The 17,754-nt window shown below is 38.0% G+C and carries 10 protein-coding genes and 1 pseudogene; all 11 read right to left on the reverse strand.

All coding sequences use genetic code 11. The annotated features are described in order from the left end of the window. Window positions 1-47 precede the first annotated feature (47 nt). The 11 genes and pseudogenes from tsaE to PU02_RS02305 all read right to left on the reverse strand — a co-directional run bounded on the left by tsaE (window position 48) and on the right by PU02_RS02305 (window position 17,621). Window positions 48-1,541, reverse strand: coding sequence for a tRNA (adenosine(37)-N6)-threonylcarbamoyltransferase complex ATPase subunit type 1 TsaE (gene tsaE / locus PU02_RS02255; RefSeq protein ID WP_053943896.1), 1,494 nt, complete (start codon window positions 1,539-1,541; stop codon window positions 48-50). A gap of 47 nt (window positions 1,542-1,588) precedes the next feature. Then, entirely contained in the window at window positions 1,589-4,042 is a 2,454-nt protein-coding gene (locus PU02_RS02260; RefSeq protein ID WP_414947356.1) for a PAS domain-containing sensor histidine kinase, read from the reverse strand. Window positions 4,043-4,408: 366 nt separating this feature from the next. After that, window positions 4,409-5,407 (reverse strand): complex I NDUFA9 subunit family protein, encoded by a 999-nt coding sequence (locus tag PU02_RS02265; RefSeq protein WP_053943897.1) that lies wholly within the window; start codon window positions 5,405-5,407, stop codon window positions 4,409-4,411. Between the two features lie 43 nt (window positions 5,408-5,450). After that, complete coding sequence (locus tag PU02_RS02270) at window positions 5,451-6,758, reverse strand: bifunctional folylpolyglutamate synthase/dihydrofolate synthase (RefSeq protein ID WP_053943898.1); 1,308 nt, start codon at window positions 6,756-6,758, stop codon at window positions 5,451-5,453. Beyond that, window positions 6,727-7,684 (reverse strand): annotated as a pseudogene (gene accD / locus PU02_RS02275) (acetyl-CoA carboxylase, carboxyltransferase subunit beta). Before accD ends, PU02_RS02270 begins: the two are co-directional and overlap by 32 nt. 592 nt (window positions 7,685-8,276) lie before the next feature. Continuing rightward, on the reverse strand, window positions 8,277-8,996 hold the full coding sequence (locus PU02_RS02280; protein ID WP_053943900.1) for a sulfate transporter family protein: 720 nt from the start codon (window positions 8,994-8,996) through the stop codon (window positions 8,277-8,279). Between the two features lie 445 nt (window positions 8,997-9,441). Continuing rightward, a complete protein-coding gene (coaBC, locus tag PU02_RS02285) occupies window positions 9,442-10,845 on the reverse strand; it encodes a bifunctional phosphopantothenoylcysteine decarboxylase/phosphopantothenate--cysteine ligase CoaBC (RefSeq protein ID WP_236824024.1) in 1,404 nt (467 codons plus the stop codon). A 62-nt stretch (window positions 10,846-10,907) separates the two neighbouring features. Next, window positions 10,908-12,494, reverse strand: coding sequence for a 2-polyprenylphenol 6-hydroxylase (gene ubiB, locus PU02_RS02290; RefSeq protein WP_053943901.1), 1,587 nt, complete (start codon window positions 12,492-12,494; stop codon window positions 10,908-10,910). Window positions 12,495-12,497: 3 nt separating this feature from the next. After that, on the reverse strand, window positions 12,498-13,280 hold the full coding sequence (gene ubiE / locus PU02_RS02295) for a bifunctional demethylmenaquinone methyltransferase/2-methoxy-6-polyprenyl-1,4-benzoquinol methylase UbiE (RefSeq protein ID WP_053943902.1): 783 nt from the start codon (window positions 13,278-13,280) through the stop codon (window positions 12,498-12,500). 110 nt (window positions 13,281-13,390) lie between these two features. After that, window positions 13,391-15,820, reverse strand: coding sequence for a DNA topoisomerase (ATP-hydrolyzing) subunit B (gene gyrB, locus PU02_RS02300; protein WP_053943903.1), 2,430 nt, complete (start codon window positions 15,818-15,820; stop codon window positions 13,391-13,393). Window positions 15,821-16,088: 268 nt separating this feature from the next. Then, window positions 16,089-17,621, reverse strand: coding sequence for a YifB family Mg chelatase-like AAA ATPase (locus PU02_RS02305; RefSeq protein WP_053943904.1), 1,533 nt, complete (start codon window positions 17,619-17,621; stop codon window positions 16,089-16,091). Between the last annotated feature and the right edge of the window lie 133 nt (window positions 17,622-17,754).

Raw genomic sequence — 17,754 nt, forward strand, 5'->3', positions numbered from 1 at the left:
TGAAAGACAAAGAACAATGTAGATAAAAATTTTTAAAAATTAAGAACTTATGATCCTGTTTCAAGAAGACCTGCTTCCTGATAAAAGTTTTTTAAAGTTGTGAGAGCTGGATGCGTGAGATTACGGAGAAGATAATCTTGTACATATGACAGGTATTTAAGATAAGATGATTTTTCATATTGTTGATGTAATTGAATAAAAATACCCAAAATTTTTGAAGCACGTTGGGTTCCTGCGAGTGCGTAAAGTATGCGCAATTCATCTTCATTAAAGGGTCTTGATGCATGGTGGCGTGCGTGACAGTAAGTATTTACAATTTGTGCTTCAAGTTCTGGAGAAATATAGACACGTGCATCTTGTGCTAAAGAGACAAGATCATAGGCTGTTGGTCCTTTTAAGCCATCCTGAAAATCAATAAGGCCAATACGTTCTTCTCCCTCTTTGTGTTTCTGCCACAATATATTTGGTGAGTGATAATCGCGCATAACGAAGGTACTTTCTCCTTCTATGAGCATATCAAGATAAGGCTTCCAACAAGCAAAAAAATCTCTACGTTGTTCTACACTAAGGCCTTTTTGTTTTTTAAAAGGTACGTACCAGTCTAGCAACAAAGAAAGTTCTGCCTGCATGGCTTGATGATCGTAATTGGGTATTTGAAGTAAAAATCCTGGAAATTTTTTGCTAGAAGGCCATAATTTTTGATGGAAAGTAGCTAGTAACGCACTGCAGGAAATATAACGTTCTTTTATAGGTTTTCCTGTGTGGTCTATGAGTCCTTCACATCCAAGGTCTTCCAAAATTAAAAAACCATTTTCAAGATCCTCAGCAAATATTTTAGGAGCAGTAAATCCGTTATCTATGATAAGTTGGTTAATTCCCACGAATTGGCGAATATCGGTGGCAAGACGCATTTTTTTCGCATAGGAAGGGTCTGTAATCTGCGTGAGTTGCATGACAGGAGCATCCATGAGAATTTCTTGATGATTGTTATCTCTTAGACATTCATATGAGCGTGCTGAAGCATCGTTCGCTAAAAAATAACGATGAACATGACCGCGACCATGAATTTTTAAAAAATTACGTATTGAAAAAGATCGTTGCAGGCGTTCAGTAGCGTGTTTTGCAGATGTAATTGTGAGACAACGTCCATCTTTGTGGTGTTCTAAAGTTAGGGAAAAAGTTATAGGCCCTAAAAGATGAGCGCCTTTTTCTGGCCACTCAATGAGCAAAATATTATGCTCACGGATTTCGTGAAGCCCTAATTCATAAATTTCTTCCGCAGTGGAAAGACGATAAAAATCAGCGTGGGTGATCTCAATTTGTGGAAGTTTATAATTTTGAATAAGATTGAAAGTAGGACTCGGAACATCTAAAGTGTCATCATTAGCAAGAGTATGAATAATTGCACGTGCAAGTGTTGATTTACCTGTTCCAAGATCACCTTGAAGAGTTATAAGATCACCTGATTTTAACGCAAGGGCCAAATCTTGTGCAAAAAATTTTGTTTCTTTTTCACTTTTAAGAAAAAAATTAAAATTCATAATAATTTCCAATTGAATTTATAAAAAATTATTGTGACGACGTGGACTTAGAGAAGTATATTTTCTTTTTGGGCTGGAAAAAAGCATTGAACTGTTGTTCCTTGGTTTATACCTGTGAGAATTTTTACATATCCACCATGGAGTTCGACAAAGCTTTTGACAAGTGAGAGACCAAGGCCTACCCCTGCGCGTCCACCATGATGTGTGTGGGAGGAAAAAGGTTTGAAAATTTGATCAAGAATATCTTTTGGAATATCAGATCCTTCGTTATGGACACTAAAAATTATATGATTGTTTCTCTGGTCTGCACAAAATTCAATAGTGCTTCCTTCTGTTGCAAAATTAATTGCATTACTAAGGATATTAACAAAGATTTGGTGCAAGCGTGTTGCGTCAGCAGAAATGTAACTTACAGAGGGAGAAATTTGCTGTAAAAGCGTGATATTACGTCCACAGAGGCGTTCTTCTATGCGTTTGATTGCGTGTGTCATAGCGCTGGCGATGCTAACTGGTTGTATGTTTAATTCCATAATTCCTGCGTCGAGGGTTGCCAAATCAAGAATGTCATTAACAATATTCAAAAGGGTATTTGATTCTGATTGAATATGACCAAGATATTCATATTGACGTTCATTAACAGAGCCAAAAATTTGACCACGTAAAATGTCAGAAAATCCAATGATATTAGTAAGGGGGGTACGTAATTCATAAGAAACATGTTGAACAAATTTATTACGAAGGTGGTCTGCACTTTCTAAGGCTTCATTTTTTTCTTGAAGAACCCGTGCGATATGAACACTATCGGTGACATTTACAAAAGTTAACATTGTTTGTCCGTTGGGAAGTGGTGCTAGTGTATAATCAATAATAGCTCCATTTTTCAAATCTATACGTCCTGAAAATGCGTCGCGTTTTTCATTGAAACCTGTGATGAACTGAGAAAATTGTTGCCACTCGTCTCCTGTTATTAAAGTTGAACAGTGAGCTTGCAATTGTGTAATATGAGTTCCTTCCACCAGCAAATTATGAGGTAGAGACCACAATTTTAGTAAAGCAGGGTTTGATAAACGTAAACGTCCATCTGATCCGAAAACTACAACTCCTTCGGAAAGTTTATCAAGTGTTTCACCTTGTATTTTAATTAATGTATTATAACGTCGTTCGAGATCAATTTTCTCGGTTAGATTTTCATAAAACCATGTGACTCCTCCCTGTGGATGAGGGCTGGAAATGGCACGTACGGTACATCCATTAGGAAGGTTCCAAATTTGTTGGTTTGATTCTGTTTGACGACAGGTATTAAGGAGGTCTTCTTTCCATTTACGCCAATTAGGGTGATCACCGATGAGGCCTTTTTCACGTAACTGTTCAAGTAGCAATGTATGACTTGGCTCACTTTCCAAAAAAGAGCTCTCTAATGGCCATAAAATTTTAAAAGCATGGTTGCAGAATTTTAGTTTTTGATTAGCATCAAAAACGGCTACAGCTGTTGAAATTTGGTCAAGAGTTTCGCAGTGATTTTGAAGGATACGTCTCATTTCATTTTCAAGATTTTCGTAGGCACTATCATCACGTGCAAAGCTTGCCATTCCTTTTGCTGTTATTACACGTGTAAGGTAAAAACGACGCCGTTCTCCATTGATGACAGTATAAATATGTTTTTGGAAAATAGTTTCGGTTTCATTTTTTTGATACTGTGTAATTTCATTAAAGGGGTCGATGATATTTTCGCAACCTTCTTGAAAATTTGTCATCTTTTGAAAAGAACGGTTGGCAAAACAAATTGTTCCATTATCGTTTTGAATCCAAACGGGTTCTTGGATAAGATTAAGAAGATCCTGTTGCATCGTGAGTTTTGAATGCACTTGATTCATTTCTTTTTGTAGGTTGACAATATCATTTTGATATTTTGAAATATTTTGAAAACGTGCAATTGTGGATGTTCCTGCAACAATTCCTGTAACTTGAAGCAACATTTTATTTTTTGTGGTGATAGAAAAATCGAAGGAACAACCGTGATAGTGCAATTGAGTGAGTGCATTATTAAGATCCTGCAAAGATGTTTCTTCGAGCCATAGCTCAAAATGTTGAAAATTTTCTTTGTTGATTCCTACTTTTTGCATTTCTAAAATATTGCCAACGATGTGTGGTTGCGTGGCTGGATTTTCCCATATAAGAAGATATTGCTCTGTAGCTTGTAAAAACCACTCATATTGTTGAAGCTTTTCGGAAAAATCTGCTTGAATAATCTTTAAAGATTTCCGTGCATTTCTTCGTATGTTTATGATGACAGCTATGCATGTGAGTAAAGAAGCACAAGAAAAACTTCCGCAAATAATCCAAGTAAGCCATGATTTATCAAACAAAATGAAAGCAGAAAATAAATGAAATATAGATGATTGAGCTACAGCATGTGTTGGAAAAAATAATAAAAGAAAGAAAAAAGGACTAGTGTAAATTTTGGTTATTCCTTTGAAATTACACTTACAAAAATTGTGCACAGCACATCTCCTTTTATTGTTTCACTACAGAAACACACCCATCATAATCATAAGTGGATTGATGATACTCTTGTTATGTTTCGTTGATATAAGCAATCTGTTTCTTATGTAAGGATTCATCTTATTTTTAACGAATCAAAGTGAATGAGTGAAACTTTTTCTAAAGGATATTTTTATCTTGTTTATCTGTATTTGAAAAAGAGGTTATTTCTTGCGCATGATTGCTATAATTTTATAAAGGATGCTGCTTTCATAGTACAAAAAACGCTCCTGCTTTTTATAAGGAAGGAGAAGAGAGGCTTCAGTACGAATACTGATCTATACCGCGTAACCAGGAGGTAAACTTGGCTATGTACAAGCTGTTTGCTAAACTGGCAAATTCTTAGAGAATTGTCCTTGTGGACGAAATTGCCATAGATAACTTGGTAAGATAGCACTCATCGCTTGGGGAGTAATCCCGGCACCTTCTAAGGTACGCTTGTTGTCGATTGCTTCTTGAGAAACAATGTTATCCGTTTGTAAAAAACGTACTTGATCAGTTGTAATGAATGTTGGCACCAAAGGAACCTTACCAATCACGCTGAAAATGCTCCCAATAAAAATCCCCACGGAAGAAGGTATAGATATCACCACCTTATTCCTGTAAATAATTTTGAGTATATTTTCAATGATGCGCCGGACTGTAATGACTGTAGGGCCACCAAGGTCATAGTCTTTTCCAAAAGGAATTTCCCCATCCAAGGCTCGTATAACAAATTTGGCAATGTCACCAACGTAAACAGGCTGTATTTTGTTTTGCCCACCGTTAAAAAGCGGTATAATTGGTAAAGTACAAGATATTTTTGCTAAGCGATTGAAAAAGCGATCCTCAGGTCCAAAGATGATAGAGGGACGCATAATAATTGCTTGAGGATTTTTATCGCGAATGATTTGTTCACACATAAATTTAGTACGAGCGTAAAGGAGAGGTGTAGTTTCATTAGCAAGTAACGTCGATGCATAGATAAGAGGAATACCTGTTTCAGCTGTTAACTCAGAAACGTTTTGTGTGCCTTCTATCTGGATTGTTTTAAAACGAGATTGATGCGCTTGCGTTAAACTTCCAGGTAAAAAGACTGCGCCATCTGCTCCTAATAATGCACGCGCGACAAGGGTGCGATTCTTCACATCTGTTGCACACATTTGAATTTGACTAACATCACCTATCTGCTGCATATAATAAGCTTTTTGAGGGTGACGTACAGCAACACGGACACGATAACCCCGTTTGGTTAGGGTTTCAACAACGTGCCGCCCCACAAAACCGGAACCACCAAAAACAGTAATTAACTTAGGATGTTGATAGAGAGAACGATCAAGCTTCATGATATAAAATTCTGTCTATTAAAACTCTGTGCATGGCCGGTTTCTAACACGGTGGTGTTCCATTGTCACGTAGAATGTTTCCCGCCAGATAAAGAGAACCACTAATGAGGATTACGGCATCTCTATATTCTAAATTTATTGTATGAAGAGCTTCTTGAAGATCTGTTTGTGGGATAGCTATTAATCCTGCTTTCTGGGCTGACTGTGCTAAAATTTTAGGACAGATTCCTGCATCGTTAGGAATCAAAGGAATAGTATAAACGGCTTTTACAAGATTTGCTAAGGGCCGAAAATAATTTGTGCTGTCTTTTGTGTTGAGCATGCTTGCAATCATAACAATTGGGCGGTTTGATTTCTTTTTCCATTGAATAAGCTCTTCTGCTATTGCTTTTCCCGCTGCAGGATTGTGACCCCCATCTAACCATAAATCCATGGTGGAAGGTAATTGATCAACCAATCGACCATGAGTAAGATGTTGCATTCGTGCAGGCCAGTAAATATTGCGTAAAGCTTCACTTATCGTTTCTTCTGAAAGTTGAAAACCTGCTTGATAAACTGCTTCAATAGCAGCCCCAGCGTTGGTAATTTGATGTGCTCCGATGAGATTTGGAAGAGGAAGATCCATTAGTCCGCGGTCGCTTTGAAATACCATACGTCCGTATTCGGCATAACTTTGATAATCTTGGCCAAAAATAGAATAAGGTGCTTTATTTTTATCGGCGAGAGTACTGAGAACAGAGAGAGTAGTATCGTATTCTTGTTTTCCAATAACAACAGGAACATTTGGTTTGATAATACCTCCTTTTTCAAAAGTAATTTTTTCGATACCGTTGCCTAAAAAAGTTACATGATCATAATCAATAGGCATAATTAAAGATACCGCTGGTTTTGGAATCATATTTGTAGAATCAACACGTCCACCCAATCCAACTTCTAAGATGATTGCATCAGATGGATGTGTATTGAATAAGGTAAATGCTGCTGCTGTCAGAATTTCAAAAATGGTGATTGGTTCTTGGCGATTAATTTTTGTAATATGCTGAATTACTTCAGCAAATTGGTGATCCGTTATAAGTTGACCGTTGAGCCGGCAACGTTCATTCCAGTTGACTAAGTGTGGAGAGCTATAAACATGAACGTGGTAGCCTGCATGTTCTAGAAGGGAACGACAAATAGCCGAAGCTGATCCTTTTCCATTTGTTCCAGCAATATGAATAACAGGCGCAAGGTTGAGATGTGGATCACCGAGATGCTTTAGGAGACGGGTGATACGATCTAAAGATAAATCGAATTTTTTAGGATATTCCTTCAGTAAATCATCAACAATTTTTTGTACAAAACTCTTCATTATTATTTAAAATTGCATTAGTTTTTGAGAGGAGTATCCGTTGGGTCTGTGTGTTGTGAATTAAAAAGAGAAACAGTTTCAGGGTGTTTCATCATCAAACGTAGGAGTCGTGCAATAGTTTCTTTCAGTTTTAAGCGCGATACAACCATATCAACCATACCGTGATCAAGAAGATATTCACTGCTTTGAAAATTTTCTGGCAAAACTTCTCGAATCGTTTGCTGAATAACACGTGGCCCTGCAAAGCCAATCATTGCTCCAGGTTCAGCAATGTGGACATCACCAAGCATAGCATAAGAGGCTGTGACACCACCAGTGGTAGGATTTGTCAGGACAACAATGTAGGGAAGATTTTCTTCTTTCATCATTTCAACAGCTACTGTTGTACGAGGCATCTGCATCAGTGAAAGTGTTCCCTCTTGCATTCGTGCTCCACCTGAGGCAGCAAAAAGAATTAAGGGACATTTATCTGTGATAGCAGTCTCAAATGCTTTAATAATAGCCTCTCCTGAAGCCATACCAAGTGATCCACCCATGAATGCAAAATCTTGAACAACTGCAATAATTGGTAAATTTTCAATTGTACCTCGTGCGCTTAGGATATTATCATCAACGCCAAGTTTTGAGCGATAATCCTTCAGCCGGTCAATATAGCGTTTGGCATCACGAAATTTTAATGGATCGGTTACAACTTTTGGATTTTCAAGAGGTGTATAAACACCATTATCAAAGAAATGCGAAAGACGTTTTGCAGCATTAATGTACATATGATGACCAGAGGTCGGAATAACATATTGATTGGCTTCCAGATCTTTATGAAAGACCATCTCACCGTTTGTGGGGTCTTTGATCCACAGATTGTCTGGAATTTCACGACGGCCTAAGATGGAATTAATCTTCGGTCGGACGTAGTTTGTAATCCAGTTCATTTTTATGGCCTCTCCTTAAAATTTATGTACTTGATATAGTTCAAGGGGATACAAGACTCAATAATTGTGGTCTATTATGCTAATTGGGCAGTGCTTCATTTAATTCTTTTATTGGTGCATGTACAGTTTTAATTATCTTCCTCTATGTAGCAAATAAAACATAACTTACTCAAATAGGAATCATATTTTAGAAGACTTGGTGACAATATTCTGTCTATTCTATGAGATCATATTTTTACAAAGAAGATTAAACCGTATGATTATTCGCAATGAGAGCTAGGATATTTTTATCTTTGCAAGGGAAATATAGCAGGTAGGTTTAAATTTACAAAATTTGAACGGTTATAATATCCCTATGTTTTAAAGCATATGATAGATAAATGTTAATTTCGTTGTTATAGATATTGCGAGCAAAGTACGCATTTTTGTGCAATTTAGGAATTTTTTTAAGGTATTGAATTAGTGAAGTAAAGGAACTTCTTCGAAGTGCAGTGCAATTAAATTTTGGATTTTTAACAAATATTCTCAAGCACAGCAAAAAACCCATCATGATTAATTTGAAGGTTTCTGTTTTATACAATCAAGGCCATCATTATTTTTCTGAAACACTTGCAAAAGTGCGATGAGAAAGCGTTTTGTATAAATGTGTCATAAGGGCTGTTGCAAAAAGTGGCGTTATCAAATTAAAAATAGGAACAGAAACAAAAAGTGCGATGAGCACACCTGCACCAAATACTGTCATGCAATGGGTGCGTAAAGAAATGCGAGCTTCTTGTTCGGATTGAAAACGGTATGCTGTAAACAAAAAATATTCACGACCCAACAGGTAACCATTAATAACATAAAAAGCGACAAAATTAACACCTGGTATAAAAAACAAAATGAGGGCAATTCCATTTCCAAAGAGGCTGAGAATTAAAAATTTCAATGAAAGGACAACAGATCGACCAAATGGCATAGCCCGTCCGATAGGTTCATCAGGATAATCTTCCTTTTCAATAATTTCAGCTGCATTATCAACGAAAAAACCACCAATCATCGCCGTAATGGGAGCAATTAAGAAGGCCATAACGAAAACAAGACCAAGATTAAAAATAATCAGTGCACTTAACCCTAACCATCCCACTACACTGGAAGAATGAGGAAAAAAATGAATAATCCAGGGCCAAAAATAAGATACAAAGAGTTTGTATACAGATAGCCATATAAGCATGACACAGGCGCAAGAAAATCCAAAGACTCCCAATACCATAGAACGATATTGTGAAGTGAAAATACGTTGCAGGGCTCTATAAGCAGCAGAAAAAATCATAACCAGTAAAACAAAAAATAATTTCAAACATTTTGCGATCGTTATTATAATAACGATCGTAGTAAGTATAGATCAAATTTTAAAAAAATATAAAATAATTTAAATTATACATAGTTTTAATACTAGTGATATATAGTATTTCTGAATATTCTAGTTGAATAAATTATTAATTTACTATTAAATGTGTTGCTTATGGAGAATAGGATATTTGCAATTAAGATGGTATTGTTGGTCATTAATTATAAATATTTCAGCTAAATTTTTTAAAAGATAGAAAGTATTTGAATTTTTTTTGTGGGATTTATTACTGAAAAAATGATTTTATCCAATAAACCGTGTGCTTAGATATTTTTATACAAATGTTGGGAGTGTTAACGTAACAATACATTCTATCTATTAGTTAAAGCGAATATAAAACATCCGTCGTTCTTGAAAAAGAAAAGTTTTACTCATCCCTATTATCGGAAGAAGATGAGAAAAATGAAACAATAATATTAGCCAATTTTTGAGCAACTTGTTTTTTAGTCATAAGTGGCCATTTATCGACAGTCTCTTTACTGATAAGGTAAATTGTATTGCTGTCAGAATCCATAACAGTTGTGCCATCAGCACGAAGTGATATATCATTTGCAAGAATGAAGTCTGCATTTTTTTGAACACATTTTTTTTGAGCATTAACAATAATATCACATGTTTCAGCAGCAAAACCGATCACAAGTGGAGGACGATTTGAAGCATAGCCGATTGTTGCCAAAAATGTCAGGATTTTCCACCATTTGTAAAGATGGTGGTATAGCATTGTCCTGTTTTTTATTTTTTTCAAAGAATGTGTTTTACAACGCCAATCACAAACAGCAGCGGCAAAAATAGCACCATCAGCAGGTAAAGCTGCTTGAACAGCGTGGAACATTTGCAAAGCTGTTTCGACATGAATAGTTTTTACTCCTGGAGGATTAGGCAGATTAACAGGACCACAAACAAGTGTAACTTCAGCCCCTAGGGCAGCTAGAGCTGTTGCAATTGCATGCCCCTGTTTTCCTGATGAACGATTGGTTAGGTAACGAATAGGATCAATTTGTTCACGTGTGGGACCAGAAGTGACAATAAAGTGACGGCCAGAAAGAGATTTATTACACTTTTCAAGAAGCGTTTCCGCAAAAGCTACAATAGTTAATGGTTCACTCATGCGTCCATATCCAGCTTCGTTTTTTTCGGCCATTTCACCATTTTCTGGTCCGATGATATGAACTCCATCTTCTCGTAATTGGGTGATATTACGGACAGTTGCAGGGTGCGTCCACATGGTAGGATTCATAGCTGGCGCAATTAAGAGCGGGCAGCGGGTTGCTAGAAGAACACAATTAGCCAAATCGTCTGCAATGCCAGTTGCTATTTTTGCGATACGGTTTGCAGTAGCAGGTGCTAGAATGATGAGATCTGCATTACGCGCTAACCGAATATGGCTAATGTCGAGTTCTTTTTCGCATGAAAATAAATCACTATATACAGTTCCATTGGTTAAAGCTTCGACCACTAAGGGAGTAATAAATTTTTGAGCTGCTTGTGTTACAATAACGTTCAAATATGCTCCACGTTCTTGCAAACGGCGAATTAAATCAAGAGCTTTATAGGCTGCAATTCCACCACCAATAATGAGAAGAATTGATGTTGATTGCAATGACTGCATGTTATTTGCATTTGCTCGATAAAGTGGTTCAAATGGTTTAGTAAGATTATTTAAGAGGTGGCGCGTTGCTGCTTCTTCTAAGGTAATTCCTTTTTTTGTAGCATATGTACGCAAAAATTCCTCAGCTTCAGATGAAAGATTACGAATAGTAATACTGGTCATAAAATACATCCAAAAAGTGGGCCGATTTCATATTGTGCATCCTCTTTAGCATACTAGATAGGTTAAACAAGGTGAAAGAGTTTCAGAGTAACAAAAATACAGCAAAAAGCGATTATAATTAGGCTGTAACGACCGTAACGATTGATACGGCTTTGTTCTGAGGCAAGTTTTTTAAGAGTGAGAGGAGAAAGACAAAGTCCTGTTTGTGTCATTTGATAGAGATTTTCTTCTATACGTTGGAAATTTTGTACCAACTGTGGTGTTTGACGTATCAGTGAAAATAGTGTTTGTGCACCATCATTAAAATTTTTAATGACGCCGACAGGACCCAAGTTTTGGGTAATCCATTCTTTAACAACAGGTTCCGATGCTTTCCACATATTGAAATCAGGGTCCAATGTACGTGCGATGCCTTCAACGATAACCATTGTTTTTTGCAGCAGCAATAATTCAGGTCGTGTTTGCATATCAAATAATTCAGTTACTTCAAATAAAAGCGTGAGTAACTTTGCCATGGAAATACTTTGTGCTGATTGCCCATGAATAGGTTCACCAATAGCTCGGTTTGCTTGAGCAAAACTCTCAATACTGTGATATGCTGGTACATAGCCTGCATCAAAATGAGCACGTGCTACTCTGTGGTAATCACGTGTAATAAAACCGTAAAGAATTTCAGCGAGAAAATGTTGTTCTTTTTTGCCAAGACGTCCTATTATTCCCAAATCAACAGCTACAATACATCCATTTTCATCTACAAACAAATTACCAGGATGCATATCTGCATGGAAAAAACCATCACGTAATGTATGACGAAGAAAGGATTGAATGAGGACTCTTGCCAAAGCCTTCAAATCAAAACCAGCTTTTTTGAGTGCTGAAACATCAGATATTTTTATACCATCAATCCATTCCATTGTTAAAACATTGCGTCCAGTTCGTTCCCAATTGACGGTAGGGACTCGAAAATCTGCATCATTTTTGATATTTTCAGCCATTTCTGACATAGCAGCTGCTTCTAAGCGCAAGTCCATCTCTATTTTAGTGATTTGAGCTAAAGTCTCAACGACACTGACAGGACGTAGGCGCCTAGAAGAAGGCATATAACGCTCTTGTAGATGAGCAATCAGGTAAAAGTCGTTCAAATCTCGAGCAAAGCGTGCTCTAACATTGGGACGAATGACTTTTACAGCACATTTTTTTTTACGCCCTTCTTCATCATGATACTCAGCTGGATGGACTTGGGCAATGGAGGCAGCAGCAATGGGGGGATGAAATTCTACAAATAAATCACTGAGGGGGCGTCCAAGTGAATTTTCAATCTGAGCAACTGCTTCTGCATGAGGGAACGTTTGTACACGATCCTGTAACTGTGATAATTCTATTGCAATATTACGTCCGACAACATCAGGTCGAGTAGCAAGGAATTGGCAAAGCTTTATATAGGAAGGACCAAGTTTGTTGATGGCGTGTGATATATTTTCAAAGCGTTGCTTTTTTTTTGTTTTACGTCGAGCCAAAAATCCTGCTATGCGATGGCATGCGGCCGGAAATCCTTGAAGACCATCGTTGGGAAGAGTACTTATAACTCCCTCACGTATTAGCGTCCATCCCACGCGTATAAGTCTGAAATAAGTAAAGATTTGTACCATTATTTAAATTTTCCAGCCTGAATGTAACACTGCAATGGCACCTGTAAGATTATGATAGGATATTCGTGAAAAGCCCGCATAACTGATCATGGAAGCAAAATCGTCTTGTTTTGGAAATTTACGAATGGATTCAACCAAATAACGATAGGCGTCGCTATTTCCTGCAACAAATTGACCTAGCCGAGGAATAGCGTGAAAAGACCAAAGGTCGTACATTTTGTCGAGAAATGGTGTTTCGACATTTGAAAATTCTAGACATAGAAAGCGTCCACCTGGCTTTAAAACACGAAAAGCTTCAGAAAGAGCTTTATCAATGTGTGGTACATTACGAATTCCAAAAGCAATTGTATAAGCATCAAAACTTTGGTCTTCAAAAGGGAGCTGTTCAGCGTTAGCTTCAATAAAATCAATGAAAGGGGAAAGAGCATTTGTTTGTGCGCGTTTTTCACCAACTTTTAGCATTGAAGCGTTGATATCAAGAACTACTGCATGTGCTTTTTTGCGTGAGGCGTTGATAATGCGAAAAGCAACATCACCAGTACCTCCAGCAACATCTAAGACTTTCCATCCAGATATTGCTGGTGGTGATAACCGCGCAACCATGGCATTTTTCCACATACGATGCATTCCGAAAGATAGAATATCGTTCATCTTGTCATAATTTTCAGCGACAGAATGAAATACATCATCAACCAAAGATTGCTTTTGTGTTTCATCAACTCTTTGAAAACCAAAAGAACATTCCATGCCACCTTCAATTCCCACACGTCCTGTTTTAGTTGCCATGGATGTAACCTTTTTTATTTTTGATCGTTACCAAAGAGTAGAAGGGCACTTAATGTAAAAAACATATGAAACAACAAAATACCTATATGGTTTAGAAAAAGGAAGAGATTTTAGATATCAAGATTGGTAACATTCAAAGCGTTTTGTTGAATGAAAATTCTCCGTGGTTCAACTTCATCACCCATCAATCGAGCAAAGAGTGAATCTGCATCAGTTGCGTCATTTATTTTCACTTGTAAAAGAGAGCGTGCATTAGGATCTAGGGTTGTTTCCCAAAGTTGATCGGCATTCATTTCCCCAAGACCTTTGTAACGTTGCAGAGTGATTCCTTTTTTACCATTTACAAAAATGCTTTCTAATAAGTCTATAGGACCCAAAATGCGCTCCGACTTATCTTTGCGATGTAGAAAAGGAGGAGAGCTGTAGATCTCTATGAGGTTTTGAGAAATATGACCTATTTGGCGTGCTGCGGCTGAATTTATGAATCCTGCATCAAGGGTGACAATATCTTTGACGCCACGTAAAGCACGCTCAAAGCAAAAACCTCCATCCAACATAACTTTACCACTCCAGCCACGCTCCATGTCATCAGCAATTAAATTAAGGCGGTGCGCTATGTTATCTGCAATTCTTTGTGATTTTTCTGACGTAGAAAGAGTTTCAGAATTAAAAATACCAGCTATTGCGGCTTGTTCAACGATTGTGCGATCGTAACGAGTGTGAAGATTATTTAAAAGTTGACGCAGTAAGCGCGCATCTTGAATGAGTTGGCGTAAATCAACACCTGCACGAATCTCACCCGTTGATAATTCTAGTTTTGTGTCTTCCAACCCGGTGTCAATTAAGAATCCTTCGAATTCTGCTTCATTTTTAATGTACTGAGAAGATTTACCGCGAGACACCTTATAAAGGGGAGGTTGAGCAATATAGAGATGACCACGCTCTATCAATTCTGGCATTTGTCTGAAAAAGAAAGTGAGAAGAAGTGTACGTATGTGAGCACCATCAACGTCTGCATCTGTCATGATGATGATTTTGTGGTAGCGCAACTTATCAGGTGAAAATTCGTCTTTCCCTATAGAAGTTCCAAGAGCGGTGATGAGTGTACCAATCATTTCAGACGAAAGCATGCGGTCAAAACGTGCTCGTTCAACATTAAGAATTTTTCCACGTAAAGGTAAAATTGCTTGATTTTGACGCGAACGACCACTTTTAGCTGATCCACCTGCTGAATCACCTTCAACAATAAAAATTTCTGATTTCGTTGGATCACGTTCCTGACAATCAGCAAGTTTTCCTGGTAGGGATGTGATATCAAGTGCTCCTTTACGCCGCGTAAGTTCACGTGCTTTACGTGCAGCTTCACGTGCTGCTGCTGCTTCGACAACTTTGTTAATGAGAATTTTAGCCTCGTTAGGATGTTCTTCTAACCATACAGAGAGACCTTCGTTAACCAAATTTTCGACGATAGGACGAACCTCAGAAGAAACAAGTTTATCTTTTGTTTGTGAAGAAAATTTTGGATCAGGAACTTTGACAGAAAGAATGGCCGTTAATCCTTCACGACAATCATCACCTGTTAAGTTGACTTTCTCTTTTTTGGTAATGCCTGCGGATTCAGCATAACCATTAATTTGGCGTGTTAAAGCGCTACGAAAACCAGCTAAATGAGTTCCTCCGTCACGTTGAGGAATATTATTGGTAAAGCATAATACTTTTTCATGATAGGAGTCGTTCCACCACAAGGCGACATCTACGCTAATTCCATCTTTTTCACGTGCAATGTAAATAGGAGCGTCGATCAGTGGTTTTTTTGACTGATCAATGTGTTTTATAAATTCAATCAAACCACCATCATAATGTAAATCTACTGATCGAATATCAGCATGGCGTTGGTCAGTAAGAAGAATATGAACACCAGAATTCAGAAAAGCCAATTCCCGTAAACGGCGTTCTAATGTTTCAAAGTTAAATTCGACCATGGTGAATGTTTCAACACTTGGTAGAAAACTAATCTCTGTTCCACTTTCTGCAGCGCACTCTCCAACAATCTTAAGTGGATGATCAGCAACCCCGTGGGTAAAGGACATTTCATAAATTTTACCATTACGTCTGATTCGTAATTGCAACCAAACAGACAATGCGTTGACAACAGAAACACCAACACCGTGTAGTCCACCCGAGACTTTATAGGAGTTTTGGTCAAATTTTCCACCAGCATGGAGTTGTGTCATAATAACTTCAGCTGCTGAAATACCCTCTGTTGGATGAATATCTGTGGGAATTCCACGTCCATTATCGCGAACAGAGCAAGATCCATCAGCATGGAGCGTAACCTCTACAAGGGTTGCATAGCCAGCCAGTGCTTCATCTATAGCATTATCCACAACCTCATATACCATATGGTGCAGCCCTGAACCGTCATCTGTATCACCAATATACATACCAGGACGTTTACGTACTGCATCAAGACCTTTGAGAACTTTGATAGAAGCAGCACTGTAGCCACCGCTCGTGGGTGAGGTTGTCTCATCACTCATAAATTAATCCATTTCTTTCACTTTATGATCTGTCAGCTCTTTAAAAGGCTTATTATCTCTCAAATGTATGCTATTTGCGTAAAATAGTTGCAATAGCAATTATTTACCGCATATTATGCAGATGTTCAACACTTGTCCGTATAGAACCTGTCCGTACGAAATTGGAGTGGTTTGAGTGCGCGTATATTAAATGATATTTTTCTAGTTTTATTAAAGCTTTTTTCTGCCGTTTAAAACAAGAGAAATTCACCAATCCCGCGCAAGTATTTTAAATTTGCATTCGTAATTTTTCATTTCCTAATCGATAAGAAATTGCTTCTGCAAGATGGTGACGTGAAAGGTGATGTGCTTCGTCAAGATCGGCAATGGTTCGTGCAACTCTCAAAATACGATGATAGGCACGCGCGGAAAAGTGCATTTTTTCGCTTACTTCTTGCAATAACGCAGCTGCTTTTTGATCGGGGATAGAAATTTCTTCAATAATTTTTGCAGGACAATCACTGTTGGTACGAATATGGGGAAGATTTATGTTAGTAAAGCGTTTAGCTTGGATAGCACGAGCCCGTGCAACACGTTTTGCGACATCGCAACTTTTCTCCGATAATTCTGGTTGCATGAGGTCTATTGTTGTCAAAGAGGGAACATCAATACGCATATCAATTCGATCGAGTAAAGGGCCTGATATACGGGCTTGATAATCAGTTTGGCAACGTATACCTTTAGCACAAATATAACCTTCCTCACCGGCCATTCCGCATCGGCAAGGGTTCATGGCAGCAATGAGTTGGATACGTGCAGGGTAGCTAATATGGTGGTTAGCACGGGCAATAATACATTTTCCGCTTTCCAAAGGTTGACGGAGGGAATCAAGAACTCGTGGAGAGAATTCAGGAAGTTCATCAAGAAATAACACACCGTTATGAGCAAGAGATACTTCTCCTGGTCGTCCCTTAAGGCCACCTCCAATCATTGCGGCCATGGATGCAGAATGATGTGGGGCGCGGAAAGGACAATGGAGTGATAAGGCCTTAAGAACTGTTTCTCCTGCGATGGAAGCAATCAAAGACACGTCTAGCAATTCACGGCTGTCAAGGGGTGGTAAAATGGATGGTAAACACTGAGCTAACATAGATTTTCCTGCCCCAGGAGGGCCAACAAAAATAAGATTATGTCGCCCAGCTGCGCAGACTTCTAAAGCACGTTTAGCGATTTTTTGTCCTTTAATTTCGCAAATATCTGGGAAATCAGTATGGATCGTATATTGTTGTGGTTGTGGTCTTTTTTGAATTTGAAATCCCCTAAAATGATTAATTATGGCAAGAAGGGTATTTGGTGCAAGAATATCTATATCTGCGTGTGCCCATGCAGCCTCAGGTCCACATTTATGAGGGCAAATTAATCCTTTATTTAGCGATAAAGCCGTTATAGCTGTTGGCAGAACACCGTTGACAGCAGTGATAGATCCATCTAGCGATAATTCTCCTAGAATAACGTAATCTTGGGCTATCTTGTGAGGAAGAATTTCCATTGCGATCATTAAACCAATAGCAATGGGGAGATCATAATGTGATCCTTCTTTTTGTAGATCGGCGGGTGCAAGGTTAATAGTAATGCGTTTATTGGGCATTGAAAGTCCGCAAGCGTGAAAAGCTGCTTGCACGCGCTCACGGCTTTCTGCGATGGCTTTATCGGCTAATCCAACAATAGCCATTCCTATTTTGCCAGAAGAAATCATAACTTGCACATCAACAGGAATCGCCTCTAAACCACGAAAAGCAACTGTTGTAATATGGGCAATCATTAATTAGTTTTCTCTCCCCTTTGAACTGTGGAAAGAAGATCATATTTATACATAAAAATCAAGAAGCGTTTATATAGCCATTTGCTAGTGGAAAAGTCTATTGTATAGATAGGGTTCATAGTGTGCTTATAGA

This window comes from Bartonella ancashensis (assembly GCF_001281405.1).
Lineage (GTDB): Bacteria > Pseudomonadota > Alphaproteobacteria > Rhizobiales > Rhizobiaceae > Bartonella > Bartonella ancashensis.